This is a genomic window from Clostridium sp. AM58-1XD (genome assembly GCF_003464085.1).
GTDB lineage: Bacteria > Bacillota > Clostridia > Lachnospirales > Lachnospiraceae > Lachnoclostridium_A.
The window spans coordinates 67,973-87,480 of record NZ_QSDR01000011.1 but is presented as its reverse complement, the minus strand read 5'-3'; the positions used below and the strand labels follow the sequence as shown (position 1 = coordinate 87,480).

The following is a 19,508-nucleotide window of genomic DNA, read 5'->3' as shown; positions in this document are numbered from 1 at the left end:
GCAGTTAAAACCGGTCTGATCCGGCAATTACATCATCTTGTCAACCATAGCCATTACAGCAGCGCCAAGTTCTTCTGATTTCTTATCGCCATCCTCCAGGGAGGTTCCCTTAACACCATAGTAGAACTTGATCTTAGGCTCTGTTCCGGAAGGCCTTACGCATACCCATGCTCCGTCTTCCATATCATAATAAAGCACATTTGAAGCCGGAAGTCCTGTAGGCTTCACTTCTCCGGAAGCCATGTCCTTTATCGTGTCTTCCTTGTAATCTCTTGCAGAAAGAACCTTATATCCGCCGATTTCATCCGGTGTATTCTTTCTCAGAGTTTCCATAATCGACTGAATCTTGGCAAGCCCTTCAATTCCAGACAGTCCAATGGATTTCACTGCGTCTTTGCAGTAGCCGTATTTCTCATACATCTCAATCATGGCATCCCAAAGGGTCATGTCTTTCGCCTTGTAATACGCTGCTGCTTCGCAGAGCGCTACCGTAGCAGAAATTGCGTCCTTATCACGGGCATATGTACCGATCAGGCAGCCGTAGCTCTCTTCCATTCCAAAGAGATAATGGCCTTTTCCCGTATTCTCATTCTTCAGTATCTGCTGGCCGATCCACTTGAAACCGGTGAGAACTTCGATCAGCTCTACGCCGTAACCTTTTGCGATCTCATCGATCAGGTTCGTGGATACGATGGATTTCACGACTTGTCCGTCTGCCGGAATCAGGCCGCGTTCTTTTTTCTGGCTTAATACATACTCACAGAGAAGGGAACCAGACATGTTGCCTGTCAGCGGGATATATCCCCCTGATTTTGTATCCTTTACATATACACCGAGACGGTCTGCATCCGGATCCGTCGCAAGCACCAGGTCCGCATCCAGCTCCCTGGCCATTTTAAGTCCCAGGTCGAATGCCTCTTCTGCTTCCGGATTCGGATAGCTGACAGTCGGGAAATTCCCATCCGGCAGTTCCTGTTCCGGAACGACATATACATGTGTGAAGCCGATCTCTTTGAGCGCTCTTCTGGCCGGAATATTACCTGTTCCATGAAGAGGCGTATAGACGATCTTAATGCTGTCCTGCATCTTGTCAATTGCTTCCTGATTCACGACCTGAGCTTTTACATGGGCAATATATTTATCATCGATATCGGCGCCGATAATCTGATATTTTCCTGCCTTTTCAGCCTCTTCCACCGTCGTTGTCTTAACTGTGGAGAGGTCTTCAATTGCCAGCACCTCTTCGGTTACGCCTTTATCATGAGGAGGGGTAAACTGTGCGCCGTCTTCCCAATATACCTTATATCCGTTGTATTCCGGCGGATTATGGCTTGCCGTTATATTAATTCCTGCAATGCAGCCCAGTTCACGTACGGCAAATGACAGTTCCGGCGTAGGTCTTAAGGATTCGAATTTATATGCTTTAATCCCGTTAGCCGCCAGGGTAAGCGCCGCCTCTTCTGCAAATTCCGGAGACATGCGGCGGGAATCGTAAGCGATTGCAACTCCCTTGTCTGCGCCCCCCTGTTTAATAATGTAATTTGCCAGACCTTGTGTAGCCCTGCGCACTACATAAATATTCATTCGGTTGATACCTGCTCCAATGATTCCCCTCAAACCGGCCGTACCGAATTCCAGGTCCATATAGAAGCGCTCTTTGATTTCATTCTCATCATTCGCGATTGCTCTCAATTCTGCCTTTGTCTGTTCATCAAAATATGGGTTGGAAAGCCATTCTTCATAAATTTTCTTATAATCCTTCATAATTATGCTGCTCCCTCCTTTTTTAGTGATATTATACCTCAAACCGCCCAAAAAGGAAAGCTATCCTTAGTGAATTCTGTCCAAAAATTTGCTTTTATTTTCTTCCTGTTCTTCCAGATTTTTTAATTTTTCGACATTCTTAGACGGAATCCAGGCTTTGTTTGCATTATAATAGAAGTTAATCTGCTTCCAGTATTTTTCAGGATACAGCAGGAGATAATAGAGCCGCTCCCTGTCCTCAGACGTGATTGGAAGGACCCGGTCATATACGTCCAGTATGGAAAGTCCCAGGCTTATATTCCAGTCATGTTTTTCCATGGCCTTCCTCATAAAGTGATAGAGGTCTTCAATCTGCAGACCGAAATGCAGCTTGTTGAATTCAATGATTGCAATCCCCTGATTTCCCATCAGGACATGATGCTGGTTTACATCTCCATGGCTCAGAAACAGCTCCGGCTCCCCTCTCTTACCGATGTCTTCCATGCCTTGAGAAGCTTCCTGAGCCTGTTTATAAAAATGCTCGAAGTTTCCGATTACGCACAACTCAAACTCCGTTTTTTTCCTTTTTCCCCTGATGAAATTCTTTGCCCGTTTCATCTCTCTATTATGGCGTTCCATCTCCTGCTCTGCCGGTTCTGCCAGAATCGATCCCATATTCCACTCTTCTTCAAAGGGAATTTCTTTCAAAATCCTGTGAAGTTTTGCAATCTGTCCAACAGCCTTCAGGACTTCCCCTGAGTCCCTCAGATTGCACTCCTTATCTGCAAACCAGTCCTTCACAATATATCTCGTTCCATCCTCTGCCGGTGAAACGAGATAACCTTCTCTGTTTCGGACATATCGGTCCACGAGAGCATATCCGTTATCCTGAACAAATGTAAGGACCTGTTCCTCAAATTCCAGGCGTTTGACCGTCCCCTTATATTCACGTACCAGCTTTAATCCCTGATTTGTCTCACAAATCCAGGCTCCGCGCCCACGACGCGCAGAAATCAGCTCCAGATCATACTGTTCCAGCACTTCAGTATATTTTTCGTTCACGGCCACCCCTCCACATATCTACTATTTTTCAGCCTTTTTCCATTAAGGAAACTTCCAGTCCCAAAACAGGCGCACCTTTCTATGACAGGAAAAACTGCCTCCCATCCGGCTACTTCTAGGGTATGAGAAAAAGTTGCCTTTTAGAATCACATCCTTTATAATAAAAGAGATTTCATGTACAGCCTTAATTGGCTGCAGTCAATTTATATGATACCATGGTCAAAAAGTGAGCAATCCGGTATCTATGGAGTCAAACGATCGTTTGACTCCCACATCATTTATAATATGGAGGGATAACATCATGAAAAAAGTAGTTTCTACAGAAAAAGCTCCTGCTGCATTAGGACCATACTCCCAGGCAAATATCGTTGGCAATCTGGTATTTACTTCCGGCATGGTACCGATTAATCCTGCCGACGGAACGATTCCTGCTGACGTAAAGTCTCAGGCCGCACAGTCCTTAAATAATGTAAAAGCCGTTCTTGAAGCTGCCGGTTCCAGCATGGACAACGTATTCAAGACGACTGTATTCATTAAAAATATGGATGACTTCGGACAGATCAACGAAGTGTACGCTACATACTTCAACGGCGATTTCCCATCCCGTTCCTGTGTAGAAGTAGCAAGACTTCCAAAAGACGTTCTCGTTGAGATTGAAGCAATTGCAACTCTGGATTAGTTTGCGTTAACGGCTATTTTAAAAGGGCTTACAAAGATTTTTCTTTGCAGGCCCTTTTTATTTTTCTATTATTTTTTATAAAAAAAATAATTTTTCGAATATTTAAATTTTTTCCGCAACAATTTCATCTCTTTTACGTTATACATTATATAAGCTGATTTTCGACAAATTGTGCACTGAATCTTATCTGGAATTCGGTTCACCAAAGGAGACCTTTTTCTATGAGAGAACTTTCTGTCTATTACTGCCCACACTGCGGCCACTATGCTTACTATCAACTGGCGCGTCACGCCGTCTGCCCCAAATGTGAAATTCCCATGCAGGTTCTGGATATGAGATTCCAGGACTTTATGAATCTTACCCGCGAAGAACGGGATGATTTATTATCCTTTGAAATTCTTTCCACCAGCTGCCCTACAGGTCTCTCCATGAGCAAACGCCTTACGACCTCACAGAATATGCCGAACAACCGTGAGATTATTGCTGCGCTGACCCAGAAAATCCAAGCACTCGAGGATGAAAACAAGCATTTAAACGATACCGTTTCCTGGATGCACGAAACAATCTGGGATCTCATTCGAAAGAACAAATTACTGCAGCGTGATTAGTTGTCTTATTCTGCCTTTTCAGAAATAATGTAACGATCAAGCAGTCTGTCCAGCGTCACCTTCATCTGGGTAACAATCGAAAGAAGAACTCTGTTTTCCTCTTTCAGTTTCGCATTCTCCTGCTCAAGCATCGCAATTCTTTCAGTCTCTCCCATCAAAATTTTCCCCCTTTTTAGTTAATACCCGACCGATGTTTATACTATAAAGCCTTTTCCAATATTTGGAAAGCAAAATCAACCGCATTTTTCGACATTGTATCGATATTTTGCAATAATTTCTGAAATCTTTTTTCGCCACTGTTAATAGAAAAACGTAATAAATTCGTAACGTTTTATCTATAGAAAATATATAATATGAATGCTATAATTATTTTAAATAAAAGCGAAGGAGATGAAAATACATGAAACATAAGTCCATATTAATTTTTCTTCTGTCCTGCGTTTTATTTATCATGAGTGCATTTCCGGCCTTTGCAGGCTCCTGGGTCGAAGAGAACGGAAAATTGAGATATTACAACAATGACGGCGCTCCCGTGTCCGGTTGGATTGAGGAGGACGGCAACAAGTATTATACGGACAGCAACGGCTATATGAAAACCGGCTGGACGAAGGCCGACCGCTGCTGGTACTATTTCAATGAGGACGGAACCATGGCATGCGATACATGGATTGATAACTATTATGTCAGCACAGATGGTAAATGGACAAAAACGCGCTGACAGCAAACATCGCAGACAGCATAACAAGGATACAATCATACCCGGTTCAGGTGTTAAAAGCATCTGCCCGGGTATTTTTTTGTCATAAACAATCGGTTTATTTACAGATGAGCCGTTTTCGTTCCGTATTATACCCCATTTTTGCCGCCTTGCTACTTATTTGTTTATGTGATACATTTTGAGCACTACAAAAAGGAGGTATTATTATGCTGCTTGTTAACTCGAACGACATTTCCTCGCAATCCGCTCTGCTGCCGATGTCTCCTGAATCCTTTCAGGAATATCTTCAGTTTGGCAACATGGCGCCAAATACAATTCTTTCTTATGTATTCGCGGTCAAACAATTTTTCAGGCTCTACGGCCGAGTGACTGCGTCCAGCCTTCAGCTGTATAAAGTCTATCTTTTGGAGCATTACAGGCCTCAGACCGTAAATCTCCGGATCAGAGCCCTCAACTGTTATATGGAGGCATGCCGGCTTACAGATAATAAAATCACCATGCTGAAGGTTCAGCAGAAAATGTATGCGGAATGCATCATCAGTGAAGCTGATTATGAATATTTAAAAGCATGCCTGATACGCGATGAAAAATATCTTTATTATTTTATTATCCGTTATATGGCTGCAACCGGAGTCCGCGTAAGCGAACTGGTGGAAATCCAGGTAGAAGATGTTTACAAAGGATACAGGGATATCTATTCCAAAGGCAGCAAACACCGCCGTATTTACATACCGAAGCTGCTGCGTGAGGCCTCAATCAGGTGGTTGAAATATGAAGGAATATCAAAAGGCGATATCTTTCTGAACCGTTTCGGAAGCCGGATTACCACCGGAGGTATACGGGCCCAGCTGAAAAAGGCAGCGATCCGGTACGGTCTGGACCCCCTTGTTGTATATCCTCATTCCTTCCGCCATCGTTTTGCCAAAAACTTTATTGAACGATGTTCCGATATCTCTCTTCTATCGGATCTTCTCGGACACGAAAGCCTGGAAACTACCAGGATCTATCTGCGAAGAACGAGTACGGAGCAAAAGCAGATCGTAAATAAAGTGGTTAACTGGTGATATTATGGATAAGAAAAGTGAATTGCTTGCAGAATTTAAAAAATATTTAATCAGACAAGGGCTTGCAGATAACACGGTCATTTCCTATCTATCTGCAGTACGCCAGTATTTTACGATATATGATGAACTTACTCCGGGAAATCTCCAGGCTTATAAAAACTATCTGGTGGCCAGCTACAAGCCTCATACGGTGAATGCCCGCATTCTCGGCATGAACCGGTATCTTGGAAGCCTTACCGGCTCCGCTTCCGATACCTCCCTAAAAAAGCTGGACTCCTACCGCCTGCCCACCGTACGGGAACAGCAGCGCTCCTTTCTAGACAACATTATTTCAAATAAAGATTACTGCCGCTTCAAAAGGGCATTAAAAGATCATGATAAAATGTTCTGGTATTTTGTGGTCCGGTTTCTGGCCGCCACAGGAGCGCGCATCAGTGAACTCATTCAGATCAAAGCTGAACATCTAATGCTGGGCTATATGGATCTCTGTTCCAAGGGCGGCAAAGTCAGGCGCATTTACTTTCCGGATTCCCTGTGCCGGGAAGCTGTGGAATGGTTTCAGTCACAAGGAATTACGGCCGGTTTTTTGTTTCTCAACTCTCATGGCGTTCCCATGTCTCCAAGAGGAATCAGCCTCCGTTTAAAGCAGCTGGCCGCCAGGTATCACATTCCGCCTGAAACCGTATATCCCCATTCCTTCCGCCATCGTTTTGCTAAAAATTTTCTCGAGAAGTTCAACGACATCTCTCTGCTCGCTGACCTAATGGGCCACGAAAGCATCGAGACGACCCGGATTTATCTGACGCGTTCCACGCAGGAACAGCAGGAACTGATTGACAAAATCGTCACCTGGTAACGGTTTCCTCATTTTTGACGCCTTCATCATATGCTTCTACAATATCCTCAATCAGAATGAGGCCTACCGGTCCCAGAATAAATCCGAGAACACCGAACAGTTTCCAGCCTACATACAGAGAAACCAGAGATTCCAGCGGCGTGAGCCCCATCTGGTTTCCCATAATCCTGGCCTCCATAAATTCCCTCAGCAGGTAGCAGATGAGATAGATCAGAAAGAGCAGAACGCCCCGCCCCCATTCTCCCTGAATCATACAGATAATACCCCAGGGGACAAAAACGGTTCCCGTTCCGAGTATGGGAAGGGCGTCCAGAAGACCGATTATAATTCCCAGCAGAATATAATAAGGATTTTTCAAAATCCACAGGCCCGTAATGCAGATCACAACCGTCATAATCAAAATACTGCCCTGGGTTTTCAGCCATGCTTTTCCTGCCTGGACAAGTCTGTTGCCGATGATCTCATACTCTCTCCAGAAGATGGAATTTTCTCTTCGCCTTTTCAGACTATCCATCTCCTGAAGAGATAATATCGTCCCCAGAAAAACAATTACGCCGATTACTGCGGATTGAAGAAGTCCCTTTACAAGATTCATGGAATTCATCATCAAAAAAGGCATAGCCGCTTCTTTTACCGTATCCCTCAAATGAACCAGCATGTCTCTGACAAGACGGACAAGGCAGTCCGGTTCCAGCCGGAAGAAATCCTCCACCGTATGGCAGCGCCCGGTCAGCCACTGATCCGTCGCCTCTATCCACGCCGGCAGCTGATTTGAAATCATCGTCAGTTCTTTTCCTATTTTCCATATTCCAAGGTACAGCCCGGTTCCAAGCACTGCCAGAAGTACGATAAATTCAACGCCTCCTATCACGCCTACCGGTACCCGGAACTTCTTTCCTCTTAATTCAATCGATAATTTTTTATGAATCCACAAAGCTGACAGTCTTAAACCGAGAGCAATTATATATGCAGCCAAAAAGGGAATTACGAGGGGGAGCAGATACTTGAATCCCGCATACACCACACCCGTAATTCCCAATATTAAAAATACTTTCTTCTGTTTCTTACTCGGTTTTACCATGGATCTCACCTGTTTCTGTTTTGTACTTCATTTGTACATTTCTATTATGAAACAGTAAGACCGAAAATATTCTTGATTTCAGAATTGCCAAATCTTTCATTTAATATAGTAGATATCGAATTATTTCAATCTTTCCTCCCGATCTGCTGCGTCAAACAGCCGCAGGGATCTCCATTTCGGTCTTATGGAAAACGCCATTCGTTTTCCTGTATCCGGATGGATCAATGACAGGGTACAAGCGCAGAGGCAAAGTTCTCTTCTTTTCTCCCCTTCTTTTTCTCCATACTTTGTATCGCCCAGAACCGGCGTACCGTGCCGGCCATCTGAACTCTGATCTGATGATGGCGGCCAGTCATTAGTTCAATCTCCATAAGCGAGTATTCCCTGCCTTCAAAAACGACAGATTTCATTAACTTATACCTTAATTCTGCACGTTTCGCCCCGTTTATCCCCTTATCAACAATTTTCGTATGGTTCATCTTATCGTCTTTCAACAGATAATCCACATAGTTACCCACATTATCCACAGGTTTTCCACAGACGACCGCCTGGTATATTTTTTTCATATCCCCATTCTGAACCTGTTTACTCAAGGAAGCCGCCGCTTTTTTCGTCTTTGCATAGACCATGACCCCCTGTACCGGTTTATCCAGCCTGTGGATAACTCCCACATATAATTCACATCCCTCAGGGGATAACTTGTGGATATGTTTTCTAATCTCACTGACCATATCCGCCCCAAACCCTCTCGAAACCTGAGATTCCAGACCGGAAGGTTTTTCCACAACTATAATACTTTGATCTTCAAACAAAACAGATAACATTTCTCAATCCTCTTGACATCTTTCCTTCTATGAGTTATAGTTTAATAAAATACAGCATATAGTTTTCAAAACTACATATGATAGTAACTGATATAGATTCCTTATTTTATCAAAGGAGGTAAAATTATGATTCAAAAACTTCGCAACCCGGGCAGTGCAATTACCCATTTTATAGCCATGCTTCTGGCATTTATCGCGGCCTTCCCTCTTATATTAAAGGCGGCCGGAGAACCTGGATACCTGCATGTAACTTCTCTTACTATTTTTATCATCAGCATGATCTTGCTGTATGCTGCCAGTACCATCTATCATACGCTGGATATTTCACCGAAAGTAAACCAGATCCTGCGCAAGATCGATCACATGATGATTTTCATATTGATCGCCGGTACTTATACCCCTGTCTGCCTGATCGTCCTTGGAAACCGGACCGGCTGGGGACTCCTGGCCCTCGTATGGGGGATCGCAGCAGCCGGAATTGCCATCATGGCGTTCTGGATTACATGTCCGAAATGGTTTTCCTCTGTCGTCTACATCGCAATGGGGTGGGTATGCGTTCTGGCTATTACAAAGATTATACGGGCGCTCCCTTATCCGGCCTTTCTCTGGCTCGTTGCAGGCGGCGTAATTTACACGGTGGGAGGAATCATATATGCTCTGAAACTCCCGATTTTTAATTCCCGTCATAAGAACTTCGGTTCTCATGAAATTTTCCACCTCTTTGTAATGGGCGGAAGTTTCTGTCATTATATCATGATGTACCAGTTTGTGGCATAAAAATCCCGGAAAGATTCCCTGTCATTTCTCGTATATCGAAAAAGGCATTGGAAAACGGTGACCGATCATTCCTTCTCCGCTGCCAATGCCTTTTTATTTTCTCCAACTGGTCTTTCCTTAATCAGCTGTTCCTTCTGTCTGCGGCTCATCTTTTTAATTGCCGCTTCCCGTCTCATCGCTTCTTCCTTTGTTTCAAACACTTCCATATAGACAAGGCGGACAGGTCTTCTGCACTTTGTATATTTCGCGCCCTTTCCATCATTATGCGCCCTTATTCTCTGCTCCAGATGGTTTGTCCAGCCGCAATAAAGGCTTTTGTCGGCACACTCAACCAGATAAGTATAGTTCATATTTCCTGCTCCGTTTTTCTATGTAAACGGTAATAACGTCTTGCAATCACGCCACTACCGCCCAGGATTCCCTGTCATCTATATGAAGCACCAGCTGGATGCAGTATTTGTCTGCGCTGTCCCAGGGCTTATTGCTTACACACTGGCACCGGGCCAATTGAAGTCCGCCAGGTGCTCATATCTTATAATATGGCCTGAATCCTATTATGTGCAGGGTTTTTTCTTTTATCCCCTTGCAATCTCTTTTACAAGTATCAATTTATCCCCTGGCTTGATGATATCTGAAGTTAAACCATTTGTTTCCATAATGTTTTCCACAGTCGTATGGAATTTTTTTGCAATTTTCCACAGAGAATCGCCCGGCTGCACAATATATCCCACAATTCCCGGCATCTTCTGCAGCTTCTGTAGATCCATGGGCTCTTCGGAGGCGCTGGCAATCACCGGCTGGCAGACCGGCTGCAGTACGAGAAGGTCCAGGTTGATCACCGCTTTAATCTCCACCATATCTCCGCCGATCATAACGGCAGTCATCTGATCCAGCCCAGTATTCATCTGATAAATGCTTTCCGGAGTAATTCCCTTTGCTTCTGCCGTATAATGAAACGGCACCACTTCTGTGGATGACTGGATGGGTTCGCTGTCATCAGCAGTCAGATACAGAAGCTTAACCTCGAGAACGCCTTCAATGTTCAGTTCGTCATTGCTGATTTCCGTTTCATCAATCTTTACGTTGCCTTCGCTGTGGCAAATCTGAAGAATTCTGTCGGAATGGCTGACCTCTACTTTTTCAGCCACCTTGCATTTACACAGGTTTTTTGTAAGGATCTTGTCAAAACAGGCTTCTTCTGTTTCCAGGACGATTTCCCTGTTCGTGGAGTACAGATCGCTCAGCAGCTCTACTTCCTCTTCTTCATACAGCTTCATGTCCAGTTCTACTACGGCGTCGATTTCCAGCTCTCTCATCTCGCCGTCATAATCCGGCTTTGCCTCAATGTCTTTATGTACAAGGCGCATGGAAATCTGTGGTATCATTTCTTCTACAGCTTCAGCAAGCTCCAGTTCCCCTGAAAACGGAACGCTTTCCTCCAGCCACTGAATCGTATCATTTTCTCCCTCGCCGTCATAAATGACGAATACGATCAGTTCTCCTTCCAACCTCACCTTTCCGTCCATAGGCCGGCATGCGGATGAGCAGAGGCGCATCTCGCTCCACAGGATATTGTCAATATTCGGTTTGTTTCCTGAAAGAGCAATTGTTTCTTTCACCCGGTATGTATCTTTTCTGCGCACCGCAATGGCCGCCACTTCCATATTCTGGCGGAGGGCCTTCACTTCTGCGCCGGTGCTACCCTCTGCAACATCGACAGCCGCTTCCACATCATAAAGTGTCTCTGCCGATACATCCAGGGTAATCAGAGCTTTCACGCTCATTTTTCTGGAATTTATCATACCGGCATTCAGATCGTCCAGCTCCCAGGACGTCGCCGTATAATCCCGGTCTTCCAATCCCGGCACATTGATCGTCTCTTCAAAAGGCATGGAACCTGCAAGTGCCTGAAGCCCTCCTCCAGCCTTTCTGTACAGAATCCTGAAATCCAGCTTTCCCTTTACAACAACTTTTTCTCCCTGTGCCCTGGATGATTCAATCTGTATGTCTCCCGTACTTAAAACCACCTGCTCTGCATCATCCATGGTATCCGGCACGATAAAATCATCATCCAGAGTCACCTGAGTGGTCGCATGTGTTTTCCAACGGTTCATATGGATATTTTTTTTACTCAGCTCCATCGAAGCATACACCTTCCTTACCTGATATTATAAGAAAATGTATGCGTTTTTACAGTCTTTTATGCAGAAAGGATATTCCTTTTCTCACTCTCTGTCTTCATATTCCTCCATAAAATGATGGCGTTCTCCGTTCTTTACATAGCCGAGGCACACATCCAGGTTTACGTTTTCCGTACTTTTAAAAATGTTATTTTCAATGTTGGGATTTTGTCTCCTGAAATAAGAAATCAGCTCTTTCATCTCCTGGCGCTTTGAGGACTTCACCTCTTCTCCTGCATCCTGCTCCTCTTTTATCTTTTCCGTAAAGCGGCAGGCGCACTGAAGAAAGGTAAGGCTGTTGGCTTCTTTCCATGCGAGGATATCCGCTTCTTTGACGAAATACAAGGGACGGATTAACTCCATCCCTTTAAAATTCCGGCTGTGAAGTTTTGGCATCATCGTATTCACCTGACCGCCGTACAGCATACTCATGAGAGTTGTCTCGATCACATCGTCAAAATGATGGCCAAGAGCTATTTTATTGCAGCCCAGTTTTCTGGCGCTGTCATACAGACAGCCTCTTCTCATCCTGGCACACAGATAGCATGGAGAGTCGTCTTCCTTTACCACTATATTAAAAATATCTGATTCTACGATCGTAATGGGAATTTCCATCAGCCTGGCATTCTCTTCGATCATCCTGCGGTTCGCCGGGTGATAGCCCGGATCCATTACAAGGTACTCTGCTTCAAACTCCACATTTCCATGGCGCTTGATCTCCTGCATGCATTTCGCCAGGAGCATGGAATCCTTTCCTCCTGATATGCATACGGCGACGCGGTCTCCCGCCTTCAACATTTCGTATTCCTGAAGCCCTCTGACAAATGGTCTCCAGATTTCCTTCCGGAACCGCTTTATGATACTGCTCTCAATTTCCTGACAACGCGTCTTCATCTTTATATTCTGTTCTGTCCTTCCAGCTCTTTTTTCAGCATCTGTACGGTTTCTTCCAGTTCTCTGATTCTTGCTTCCATCATGCAGACATGTTCTTGTGTCACCGCCTGAGGTTCCGGTACTCTGACTCCGTCTATTCTGACAGGGCGCGCCGGAATTCCTGCCGCTGTAATATTTTCCTCGAGCGGCTTTAAAAGAACGGCATTTGCCGCGATGTTGCAGTTATCGCCCACCTCGAAAGCGCCCAGGATCTTTGCGCCTGCGCCTACCATAACGTTGCTGCCCAAAGTGGGATGGCGCTTGCCCTTCTGCGTTCCTACGCCTCCCAGCGTAACTCCCTGGTAAATCGTACAGTTATCTCCTACAACGGCTGTCTCGCCAATGACGACGCCGCAGCCATGGTCAATCAGGATTCCATGTCCCAGCTGAGCGCCGGGATGGATTTCAATCAGCGTAAAAAATCTGGCGATCTGAGAAATCAGCCTGGCTATGAAAAACATCTTATGTCTGTAAAACCAGTGGGCAAACCGGTGCCAGATCAGAGCATGAATCCCCTGATACAAAAGCAGGACCTCCAGCGCGCTCCTGGCCGCCGGGTCCCTTTCCTGAACAGCCTTAATATCAAGCCAAATATCCTTAAAAATCATATTTTTCCCCTTTTCCACTGCGTGTACATCTTCTTTTATACGATTATGATATGACACAGTCTGCAAAACATTTCCTGTACGGTTCCTGTAGAAGCCGCTTCGGCAGCAGCATCCGTTCCGCCTCAGGACACTTTTTCGCGGAATGATTTCCATTCCATAGGGAATAACGCAGGAATTTCCTATGAAACAAAATATTTTTGGGTATTAGTATATCATATGATTTTCCATTTAAAAAGATATTTCACAAATTTTGTCAAGAAACAGGCGCAATCCTGAAAATATCATCCACTCTTCTTTTTTTCCCCATCATATTGTTATACTGGAGGATATAATAGTTTTTGAATATGGGATATTCCTTCTTTTCCTTCCAGTCTATCCAGTCTGACCATATGCCGTCTGCCGAATAATACCCCAGCGGATGAATGACGGGCGCCTGCTGGTACATCTTATCGAGAAATACCTGAAAATCGGTTGGTTCCAGATTCGCCCGTTCTACTACCATGCTGGAAAGGTAGGCAGCACTCATGCCTTCAATCGTCTCTGACGGCATATCATAGTTGGTCCATACAAGGAATGGGGTAATATACCGCCTGATGTAATCTTCACTGCTCACTTCATATAATGGCATACCGTAGACCGCTTCATAAAATTCTTCTTCGATTCCCGGCTGGTGATCACCAAACATGACGATCATAGTAGGCTCTTCACACTCCTCATAATAGTCCAGAAGATACTTAAGCGCCTCATCTGATTCGCGGATGAGGGAAAGGTACTGTTCCGTCTTCGGCATATCATCAAAATCTTCCAGATGGACCTGGCTTTCGTAGCCTTCTGCCGTATAACCGCCGTGATTCTGCATCGTAACATCAAAGATAAATAAACGTTCCCCCGGTTCCTTTTCCTCTGTTAAGCCGATAATTTTATCATAGGTTCCTCTGTCGCTCACATATCCCCTGATTCTGGGTGAATCATCAAAATACTCCTCCGCCAGAAATTCGTCAAAGCCCATCTGAGCAAATACCTGGTTCCTGTTCCAATTCTGTGCGGGATATGGATGCATGGCTACTGTCCTGTAACCCTGATTTTTCAGCGTCAAGGGCAGGCCATATACCGTCTGGTTCGCATATACCTGATAGGGCACACTGCCAGGCGGTGCAAATGACATCGCGTTGCCCGTCAAAAATTCATATTCTGAATTACATGTCATCGCACCGAATACGGGCATATAGAGATTTCCCTTTATACAATTATCGGACAGCTCATAGTAATTTTCCAGATACGGCTTATCTGTCTGGAAATCACCGATTACACTCAGATCGGCAAAGCTCTCGTTCATGATACAGATCATGTTGACAGGGACGACATCCGAATCACTGCTGTTCCAGAAATATTCGTCATTCCTGTACTCATCGCTGATCGTCCGCCCGATATTCTGCACTTCTTTTACAGAGTACCCTTCCGGAGGTTCTGTGGATATATAGGAAAAGGCATACAGCGTGCTCAGGACGTATCCGTTTTCCCTGTAGGAATTTGCCGGATCCCACATATTGATCTCGATGCTGTTTTCGGCAATTCCTTTTCCGTAAAACCACCAGCCGCTAATCAGTGTCACAGCTGCCGCTGCCACAAACGCTCCCCCATGATACTTCCATCCCGCAACTCTTACAGGCCAGAGGACTGCCAGGCCGCTCAGCAGCAAAGACATCATAATTCCTATAATCAATACGGCAGTAAAAACATAATGATAATTGCCCGATACCGTCATAGCCGTCCGCAGCGCCATGACATCCCCAAGCATGATCGGCCTTCCGCGAAATTCCACTACGAAATGTTCGGCCAGTGCGATCGCTGTCATAATCGTATTCAGCAGAGGATATGCAATTCTCGTTGTGCCCGCTACTGCAAACAGAAGGATATAAATCAGGTAATACGCCGCCAGATTCAGCAGAGTGTACCGTATGGATATCACACCCAGATTTCCCGTAATTCCTTCAAATATCATATAAACCGCAGCCGGCGTCAGCGCTAAGACCAGACATCCTGCCGTTGTTCTGAAAACACTTCCCTTATGTTTCGTTTCTGCTCCGTTTATGATATCGCTTTTCTGTATTTCGGCATGCCCTTCCAGCTGCCCGTTTCTATCATTTACCTCTCCTGTCCTTTCCTCTTTAAGCATCCGTTCAACCTTTCTTTGAAAAAAAAGGAGGCACTCATCCCCACAATTATGGATGAGCACCCCTGTCCTCATGGTATCCCTACACACTTTTCATTCATTTATTGTAAAAGATACCTTTTCAGTTGTCAAGATCCTTTCGTTACTCAAATACTACCGGTTCTTCCAGAAATTCCGTTTTAACCACGATATACGGATAGGACTTTTCCGATCCGGATTCTTCACTCTTTTCCGGTCCCAAAAGTTCGGTGTCATATATGATGGAATTCGGTGTCAGATAAAGGGCCTTTACTGCAATGCTGTATCCTCCGGTAGCCTGTTCTCCGTAACCGACTGCTATGTACAGGCTCTGTTCATCACTGTAAGTCAGCTTAAAAGGAGCCTTCTGTTTTTCCTGAATAATCTGTTTTAGCTCTTCCGGAATTTCATTTTCTGCTGTTACTGTAAAATCCAGATCTCTGACTTTTTCTTCCTGTCTGCTGTCTGCGCTGCAGCCAGTTAAAAAGCGCACCAGAAGTACCCATGCAAGAATAATTCCCAATAATACAATTTTTCCATTAACAACTCTTTTCATTGCAACCTCCCCCATATTCGATTATTACTATTTTATGAGAGAGCGGGAAAAATATGACCGCAAAAATACAATGTATTCCGTGCTGTTATGGGTTTTCCCTGAAATAATCCATGTTTTTCTCAATGTGTTCCCGCATTAAATCCATCGCCTGTACAGAATCCTGCCTCTTAACTGCCTCCAAGATTCTGCTGTGATAATCGATAGCAGTTTTATATCCCATACGGTTAATCACGTCAGCCATAGACACTTCCAGTATATCTTTTAAAATATCATTTGTTTTAATAATCAGAGGATTCCCGGTAATCCTTCCAATCTCAAAATGGAACTCCAGATCCAGTCTTGCAAACTCGTTGGAATCCTTTATTTTTTCTGCCTTTTTCATCTCGGATATGATTTCATTTAACCGCTCTATATCTTCCTCCGTCCGCCGTTTCGCCGCCAGACGGGCGCTTTCCACATCCATGAGCTCACGGAATTCACACACCTGGATATTGGTCTTTTCTCCCAGATACATCGTAGGCATAAGCCTGTCCAGAGTCTGTTCAATCTCGATGGTTCTTACAAAGGAGCCTTCTCCCAGCCTCGTCTCTATCAGATTAAGCGCAACCAGCTTCTGCAAAGCCTGCCGGACCGTAATTCTGCTTACGTTAAACATGGAAGCTAATTCATTCTCCGACGGCAGCTTATCACCAGGCATCCATTCTCCCAGGATCAGCATCCGTTTCATCTGCTGGAAAACCTGCTCCCCTACATGTACTTTTTGAATTGGTTTGATTTCCATTTCTGCTATACCTCTCTTTAAAACTGTCTTCTAAAAGATTACTCTATTTACACAAAAATGTCGATATAGTATCGAAAGAATTTTTTATAATTCTCCTATGTACAACATCATAGCTTCAACAAAGTTTCCACTACAGACATCTGAAATCTCAAAGAGAGTCCATGCGTTACACATAAAACCTTCCCTGTCAAAAAGTTCTCATCTCGTAATCTGCCGGAAAAATTCCAGGGTTTTTATAACATCTTTTTCAAAATCCGCCGTATACGCCTCACAGCTGATTCTATTGTCATATCCACATTCCTTCAATGTTCGGAAAAAAGCGCTATAATCCCTTTCTTCCCGGCCGAGAGGAAACTTACGCCCCGACGGATTGGCAAAATGGACATGTTCCAGATAGCTCTTTCCACGTATAATGTGATCAAGAGATTCATTTTCTTCTGTCAGATGATAATAATCCACAAGAACCTTTACATTTTCTTCATGTACGTCTTCTGCCAGCCAACAGCCTTCCTCATATGTATTGATCAGGTTGCATTCGGCCTTCCTCAGCGGTTCGATCAAAATCATGATCCTTCTCTTTTTTGCAGACCTGTTTATTTCCTTCAGCAGCCGGACCACCTGGGTATAGCCTTCTGCTAAAGAAAATCCCGGCGGCACATTTTTCGCCTTTCCGCTTCCAAATACCACCGCCTGCGCCCCCAGTATGCCGGCGCGAGTCAGAGCCTTCTCCGCATATCTAACTGCCTCCCCGGGCCTGGCTTTATTCCCCGTCAGGCGCATGGTTCCAGGAAAAAAGTTATTGCATACGTCACAGGATATTCCTGAACGTTCCACCTGCCCGGCCAGACGGTCAAATTCTCTTTCATCCATTGCCATCATTTCGGCCAAAGGCAGTTCCGCATAATCATAGCCGGCATCAGCCAGCTTTTTTATGGCTTCAATACCCGTTCCATCCGCTCGGGATGCAACCATATTTAAGCAGCAGCCAAATCTCATCACTCTGTCCCTCCTGTCCGCTGGGGTTTCCCTTATTAAAAGCCGGCAGCCTTTCTGACTGCTTCAATCACGCGTTCCGTCGTTAGTCCATAATACTTTAGTACATCTTCGTAGCTGTGGGAACTGCAGCCAAAGACATCATTGATACCTACGAATTCTGCAGGTTTCGGCTCATTCCTCAAGACCTCCATGACAGCGCTCCCCAATCCACCCACGATGCTGTGTTCTTCTGCTGTCACAATGGCACGGCAGCCTGCAACCGCCTTTTTCAGGGCATCCGGGTTCATCGGTTTGATGGTAGACACATTAATCACCCTTACGGATATTTCGTCCTTCAGCTGTTCTGCGGCTTCCAGCGCAAGTCCCACCATGTAGCCCGTAGCTAAAACTGCGATTTCCTCACCCTGCCGCAGAACAGAAGGCGTTCCTATCTCAAATTTCCTTCCTTCCTCTGTGACATTTGGATAATTATTCCTGTTGAGCCTTATATAACAGGGACCGTCCAACTCCGCCATCGCTTTTACAGCTTCTACCGTTTCATTTGCATCTGCAGGGCATAGTACTGTCATATTCGGCAGCGCTCTCATAATCGCCATATCTTCTACCGACTGGTGAGTCGCCCCATCTCCAAAATCCGATAATCCGGAAGAAGAGCCACATATTTTAACATTTAACCGGCCGATGGCGATTGTCTGGCGAATCTGGTCAAACGCTCTTCCTCCCGAAAACACTGCAAAACTGTTGGTAAACGGGATTTTACCAGACTGGGCCAGTCCGGCTGCGACTGACGTCATATTCGCCTCAGCGATCCCCATCTCAAAATGTCTCTCCGGGAATGCTTCTTCGAACATCTTTCCCATAGTCGAGCCTCCCAGATCTGCGTCCAGAACTACAATATTTCTATTTTCACTGCCCAGCTCCACCAAAGTGTTCCCATATGCCGTTCTTTGATTTGTATAGCTCATACTGTGTCTCCCCCTTACGATAACTCCCTCAGTGCTTTTCCATAAGTTTCTTCTGTCAGCGCCCCGTTGTGAAAGCTACCACATTTTCCGCAAAGCTGATTCCCTTTCCCTTAACCGTATCGGCAATGATGACTGTCGGCTTATTTTTTACCAGATCCGCAATATCTAACGCATCCACAATTTCCTCCATACTGTGACCGTCGATCTCAATCACGTGCCAGCCAAAGCTTTTCCATTTTTCCTCCATGGGAGCGCTGTTCATTCTGTCCGCCGTCTTGCCGTTCGCCTGCAGTCCATTCCGGTCTACGATTGCAATCAGATTATCTGTTTTATAATGGCTGGCCGCCATGGCCGCTTCCCAGATCTGTCCTTCCTCCACTTCGCCGTCACCGATGAGCACATATACCTTTCTTTGGATTTTATCCAGCTTCATTCCCAGAGCCATGCCAAGACCGATTGACAGGCCCTGCCCCAAAGAGCCCGTTCCTGCTTCAATTCCCGGCGTTTTTAGCCTGTCCGGATGGCCTTGGAGATAAGAGCCGATGGCCTTAACCGTTTTTAAGTCCTCTTTTGGAAAATAACCGGCTTCCGCCAGAGCAGCGTACTGCAGGATCGCTACATGGCCTTTACTCAGTAAAAACCGGTCGCGATCCTCCATACGTGGATTTTGAGGGTCATATTTCATTTTATAAAAGTACAGGGCCGCTACGATATCCGCTGAAGAACAGGAGCCTCCCAGATGGCCGGCTACTCCAACGCCCATGCTGAGGACTACATCCCTTCTGAGAACTTTCGCTTTCTCCTTTAAATCATGTATTAATTCTTTGTTGTCTATCATGTTTTCCTCCTGTCAAAATCTCGAATAAGAATCCGGCGTTCATCCGAT

21 protein-coding genes are annotated in these 19,508 nt (G+C 45.1%); 6 read left to right on the top strand and 15 right to left on the bottom strand.

What is annotated here, in order from left to right; all coding sequences use genetic code 11:
- Window positions 1-27: 27 nt before the first annotated feature.
- Window positions 28-1,764, bottom strand: coding sequence for a phospho-sugar mutase (locus DXA13_RS08645; RefSeq protein ID WP_118243469.1), 1,737 nt, complete (start codon window positions 1,762-1,764; stop codon window positions 28-30).
- A gap of 66 nt (window positions 1,765-1,830) precedes the next feature.
- Entirely contained in the window at window positions 1,831-2,805 is a 975-nt protein-coding gene (locus tag DXA13_RS08640) for a spore coat protein CotS (protein ID WP_118243467.1), read from the bottom strand.
- 298 nt (window positions 2,806-3,103) lie between these two features.
- On the opposite strand from DXA13_RS08640, the gene DXA13_RS08635 reads away from it, so the two are divergent.
- Entirely contained in the window at window positions 3,104-3,484 is a 381-nt protein-coding gene (locus DXA13_RS08635) for a RidA family protein (RefSeq protein WP_347559786.1), read from the top strand.
- Between the two features lie 221 nt (window positions 3,485-3,705).
- Window positions 3,706-4,092: a teichuronopeptide gene (locus DXA13_RS08630; RefSeq protein ID WP_118243463.1), complete on the top strand. Its 387-nt coding sequence runs from the start codon at window positions 3,706-3,708 to the stop codon at window positions 4,090-4,092.
- 5 nt (window positions 4,093-4,097) lie between these two features.
- Here the strand turns inward: DXA13_RS08630 and DXA13_RS20975 are convergent, their stop codons facing one another.
- The gene (locus DXA13_RS20975) at window positions 4,098-4,247 is read right to left on the bottom strand and encodes a hypothetical protein (RefSeq protein ID WP_181995580.1); all 150 of its coding nucleotides are present in this window, start codon (window positions 4,245-4,247) and stop codon (window positions 4,098-4,100) included.
- A 245-nt stretch (window positions 4,248-4,492) separates the two neighbouring features.
- Here DXA13_RS20975 and DXA13_RS08625 point away from each other — a divergent pair, with 245 nt between their 5' ends.
- From DXA13_RS08625 to DXA13_RS08615, 3 genes are all read left to right on the top strand, one after another.
- Complete coding sequence (locus DXA13_RS08625; RefSeq protein WP_118243461.1) at window positions 4,493-4,810, top strand: hypothetical protein; 318 nt, start codon at window positions 4,493-4,495, stop codon at window positions 4,808-4,810.
- Between the two features lie 206 nt (window positions 4,811-5,016).
- Window positions 5,017-5,874 (top strand): tyrosine-type recombinase/integrase, encoded by an 858-nt coding sequence (locus tag DXA13_RS08620; RefSeq protein ID WP_118243459.1) that lies wholly within the window; start codon window positions 5,017-5,019, stop codon window positions 5,872-5,874.
- A gap of 4 nt (window positions 5,875-5,878) precedes the next feature.
- Window positions 5,879-6,730 (top strand): tyrosine-type recombinase/integrase, encoded by an 852-nt coding sequence (locus DXA13_RS08615; protein WP_118243456.1) that lies wholly within the window; start codon window positions 5,879-5,881, stop codon window positions 6,728-6,730.
- On the opposite strand, the gene DXA13_RS08610 is transcribed toward DXA13_RS08615, so the two are convergent.
- Both DXA13_RS08610 and DXA13_RS08605 read right to left on the bottom strand, forming a co-directional pair.
- Window positions 6,720-7,811, bottom strand: a complete 1,092-nt coding sequence (locus DXA13_RS08610; protein ID WP_118243454.1) for an AI-2E family transporter — start codon at window positions 7,809-7,811, stop codon at window positions 6,720-6,722. The two genes, DXA13_RS08615 and DXA13_RS08610, sit on opposite strands and share 11 nt — an antisense overlap.
- 221 nt (window positions 7,812-8,032) lie before the next feature.
- Window positions 8,033-8,635, bottom strand: coding sequence for an RNA pseudouridine synthase (locus DXA13_RS08605; RefSeq protein WP_347559781.1), 603 nt, complete (start codon window positions 8,633-8,635; stop codon window positions 8,033-8,035).
- A gap of 126 nt (window positions 8,636-8,761) precedes the next feature.
- Between DXA13_RS08605 and DXA13_RS08600 the strand changes: the two genes are divergently transcribed.
- Window positions 8,762-9,412 (top strand): hemolysin III family protein, encoded by a 651-nt coding sequence (locus DXA13_RS08600; protein ID WP_118243452.1) that lies wholly within the window; start codon window positions 8,762-8,764, stop codon window positions 9,410-9,412.
- 65 nt (window positions 9,413-9,477) lie between these two features.
- Here the strand turns inward: DXA13_RS08600 and DXA13_RS08595 are convergent, their stop codons facing one another.
- From DXA13_RS08595 to DXA13_RS08550, 10 genes are all read right to left on the bottom strand, one after another.
- Window positions 9,478-9,762 (bottom strand): GIY-YIG nuclease family protein, encoded by a 285-nt coding sequence (locus DXA13_RS08595; RefSeq protein WP_118243449.1) that lies wholly within the window; start codon window positions 9,760-9,762, stop codon window positions 9,478-9,480.
- Window positions 9,763-9,987: 225 nt separating this feature from the next.
- Window positions 9,988-11,553 carry an SPOCS domain-containing protein gene (locus DXA13_RS08590; RefSeq protein WP_118243446.1) on the bottom strand — a complete coding sequence of 522 codons (1,566 nt, stop codon included), beginning with the start codon at window positions 11,551-11,553 and terminating at the stop codon, window positions 9,988-9,990.
- Window positions 11,554-11,637: 84 nt separating this feature from the next.
- On the bottom strand, window positions 11,638-12,486 hold the full coding sequence (locus DXA13_RS08585) for an ATP-binding protein (protein ID WP_118243444.1): 849 nt from the start codon (window positions 12,484-12,486) through the stop codon (window positions 11,638-11,640).
- Window positions 12,487-12,488: 2 nt separating this feature from the next.
- Entirely contained in the window at window positions 12,489-13,286 is a 798-nt protein-coding gene (cysE, locus tag DXA13_RS08580; protein ID WP_118243442.1) for a serine O-acetyltransferase, read from the bottom strand.
- A 100-nt stretch (window positions 13,287-13,386) separates the two neighbouring features.
- Window positions 13,387-15,309: an LTA synthase family protein gene (locus tag DXA13_RS08575; protein ID WP_181995579.1), complete on the bottom strand. Its 1,923-nt coding sequence runs from the start codon at window positions 15,307-15,309 to the stop codon at window positions 13,387-13,389.
- A gap of 139 nt (window positions 15,310-15,448) precedes the next feature.
- Window positions 15,449-15,880, bottom strand: coding sequence for a protease complex subunit PrcB family protein (locus tag DXA13_RS08570; RefSeq protein ID WP_118243437.1), 432 nt, complete (start codon window positions 15,878-15,880; stop codon window positions 15,449-15,451).
- Window positions 15,881-15,965: 85 nt separating this feature from the next.
- Entirely contained in the window at window positions 15,966-16,661 is a 696-nt protein-coding gene (locus tag DXA13_RS08565; protein ID WP_118243435.1) for a FadR/GntR family transcriptional regulator, read from the bottom strand.
- 198 nt (window positions 16,662-16,859) lie between these two features.
- Complete coding sequence (locus DXA13_RS08560) at window positions 16,860-17,657, bottom strand: sugar phosphate isomerase/epimerase family protein (protein ID WP_118243433.1); 798 nt, start codon at window positions 17,655-17,657, stop codon at window positions 16,860-16,862.
- A gap of 35 nt (window positions 17,658-17,692) precedes the next feature.
- On the bottom strand, window positions 17,693-18,622 hold the full coding sequence (locus tag DXA13_RS08555; protein ID WP_118243431.1) for a transketolase C-terminal domain-containing protein: 930 nt from the start codon (window positions 18,620-18,622) through the stop codon (window positions 17,693-17,695).
- Window positions 18,623-18,677: 55 nt separating this feature from the next.
- Window positions 18,678-19,460, bottom strand: a complete 783-nt coding sequence (locus DXA13_RS08550; protein ID WP_347559780.1) for a transketolase — start codon at window positions 19,458-19,460, stop codon at window positions 18,678-18,680.
- Window positions 19,461-19,508 lie beyond the last annotated feature (48 nt).

Excerpts from the sequence above, each read along its gene's own strand:
- DXA13_RS08575 (WP_181995579.1), bottom strand. The coding sequence starts at position 15,309 with ATGCTTAAAGAGGAAAGGACAGGAGAGGTAAATGATAGAAACGGGCAG.
- DXA13_RS08620 (WP_118243459.1), top strand. The coding sequence starts at position 5,017 with ATGCTGCTTGTTAACTCGAACGACATTTCCTCGCAATCCGCTCTGCTG.
- DXA13_RS08615 (WP_118243456.1), top strand. The coding sequence starts at position 5,879 with ATGGATAAGAAAAGTGAATTGCTTGCAGAATTTAAAAAATATTTAATC.
- DXA13_RS08550 (WP_347559780.1), bottom strand. The coding sequence starts at position 19,460 with ATGATAGACAACAAAGAATTAATACATGATTTAAAGGAGAAAGCGAAA.
- DXA13_RS08555 (WP_118243431.1), bottom strand. The coding sequence starts at position 18,622 with ATGAGCTATACAAATCAAAGAACGGCATATGGGAACACTTTGGTGGAG.
- DXA13_RS08570 (WP_118243437.1), bottom strand. The coding sequence starts at position 15,880 with ATGAAAAGAGTTGTTAATGGAAAAATTGTATTATTGGGAATTATTCTT.
- DXA13_RS20975 (WP_181995580.1), bottom strand. The coding sequence starts at position 4,247 with ATGGGAGAGACTGAAAGAATTGCGATGCTTGAGCAGGAGAATGCGAAA.
- DXA13_RS08600 (WP_118243452.1), top strand. The coding sequence starts at position 8,762 with ATGATTCAAAAACTTCGCAACCCGGGCAGTGCAATTACCCATTTTATA.
- DXA13_RS08560 (WP_118243433.1), bottom strand. The coding sequence starts at position 17,657 with ATGAGATTTGGCTGCTGCTTAAATATGGTTGCATCCCGAGCGGATGGA.
- DXA13_RS08585 (WP_118243444.1), bottom strand. The coding sequence starts at position 12,486 with ATGAAGACGCGTTGTCAGGAAATTGAGAGCAGTATCATAAAGCGGTTC.
- DXA13_RS08595 (WP_118243449.1), bottom strand. The coding sequence starts at position 9,762 with ATGAACTATACTTATCTGGTTGAGTGTGCCGACAAAAGCCTTTATTGC.
- DXA13_RS08630 (WP_118243463.1), top strand. The coding sequence starts at position 3,706 with ATGAGAGAACTTTCTGTCTATTACTGCCCACACTGCGGCCACTATGCT.
- cysE (WP_118243442.1), bottom strand. The coding sequence starts at position 13,286 with ATGGAAATCATTCCGCGAAAAAGTGTCCTGAGGCGGAACGGATGCTGC.
- DXA13_RS08625 (WP_118243461.1), top strand. The coding sequence starts at position 4,493 with ATGAAACATAAGTCCATATTAATTTTTCTTCTGTCCTGCGTTTTATTT.
- DXA13_RS08610 (WP_118243454.1), bottom strand. The coding sequence starts at position 7,811 with ATGGTAAAACCGAGTAAGAAACAGAAGAAAGTATTTTTAATATTGGGA.
- DXA13_RS08645 (WP_118243469.1), bottom strand. The coding sequence starts at position 1,764 with ATGAAGGATTATAAGAAAATTTATGAAGAATGGCTTTCCAACCCATAT.
- DXA13_RS08565 (WP_118243435.1), bottom strand. The coding sequence starts at position 16,661 with ATGGAAATCAAACCAATTCAAAAAGTACATGTAGGGGAGCAGGTTTTC.
- DXA13_RS08605 (WP_347559781.1), bottom strand. The coding sequence starts at position 8,635 with ATGTTATCTGTTTTGTTTGAAGATCAAAGTATTATAGTTGTGGAAAAA.
- DXA13_RS08590 (WP_118243446.1), bottom strand. The coding sequence starts at position 11,553 with ATGGAGCTGAGTAAAAAAAATATCCATATGAACCGTTGGAAAACACAT.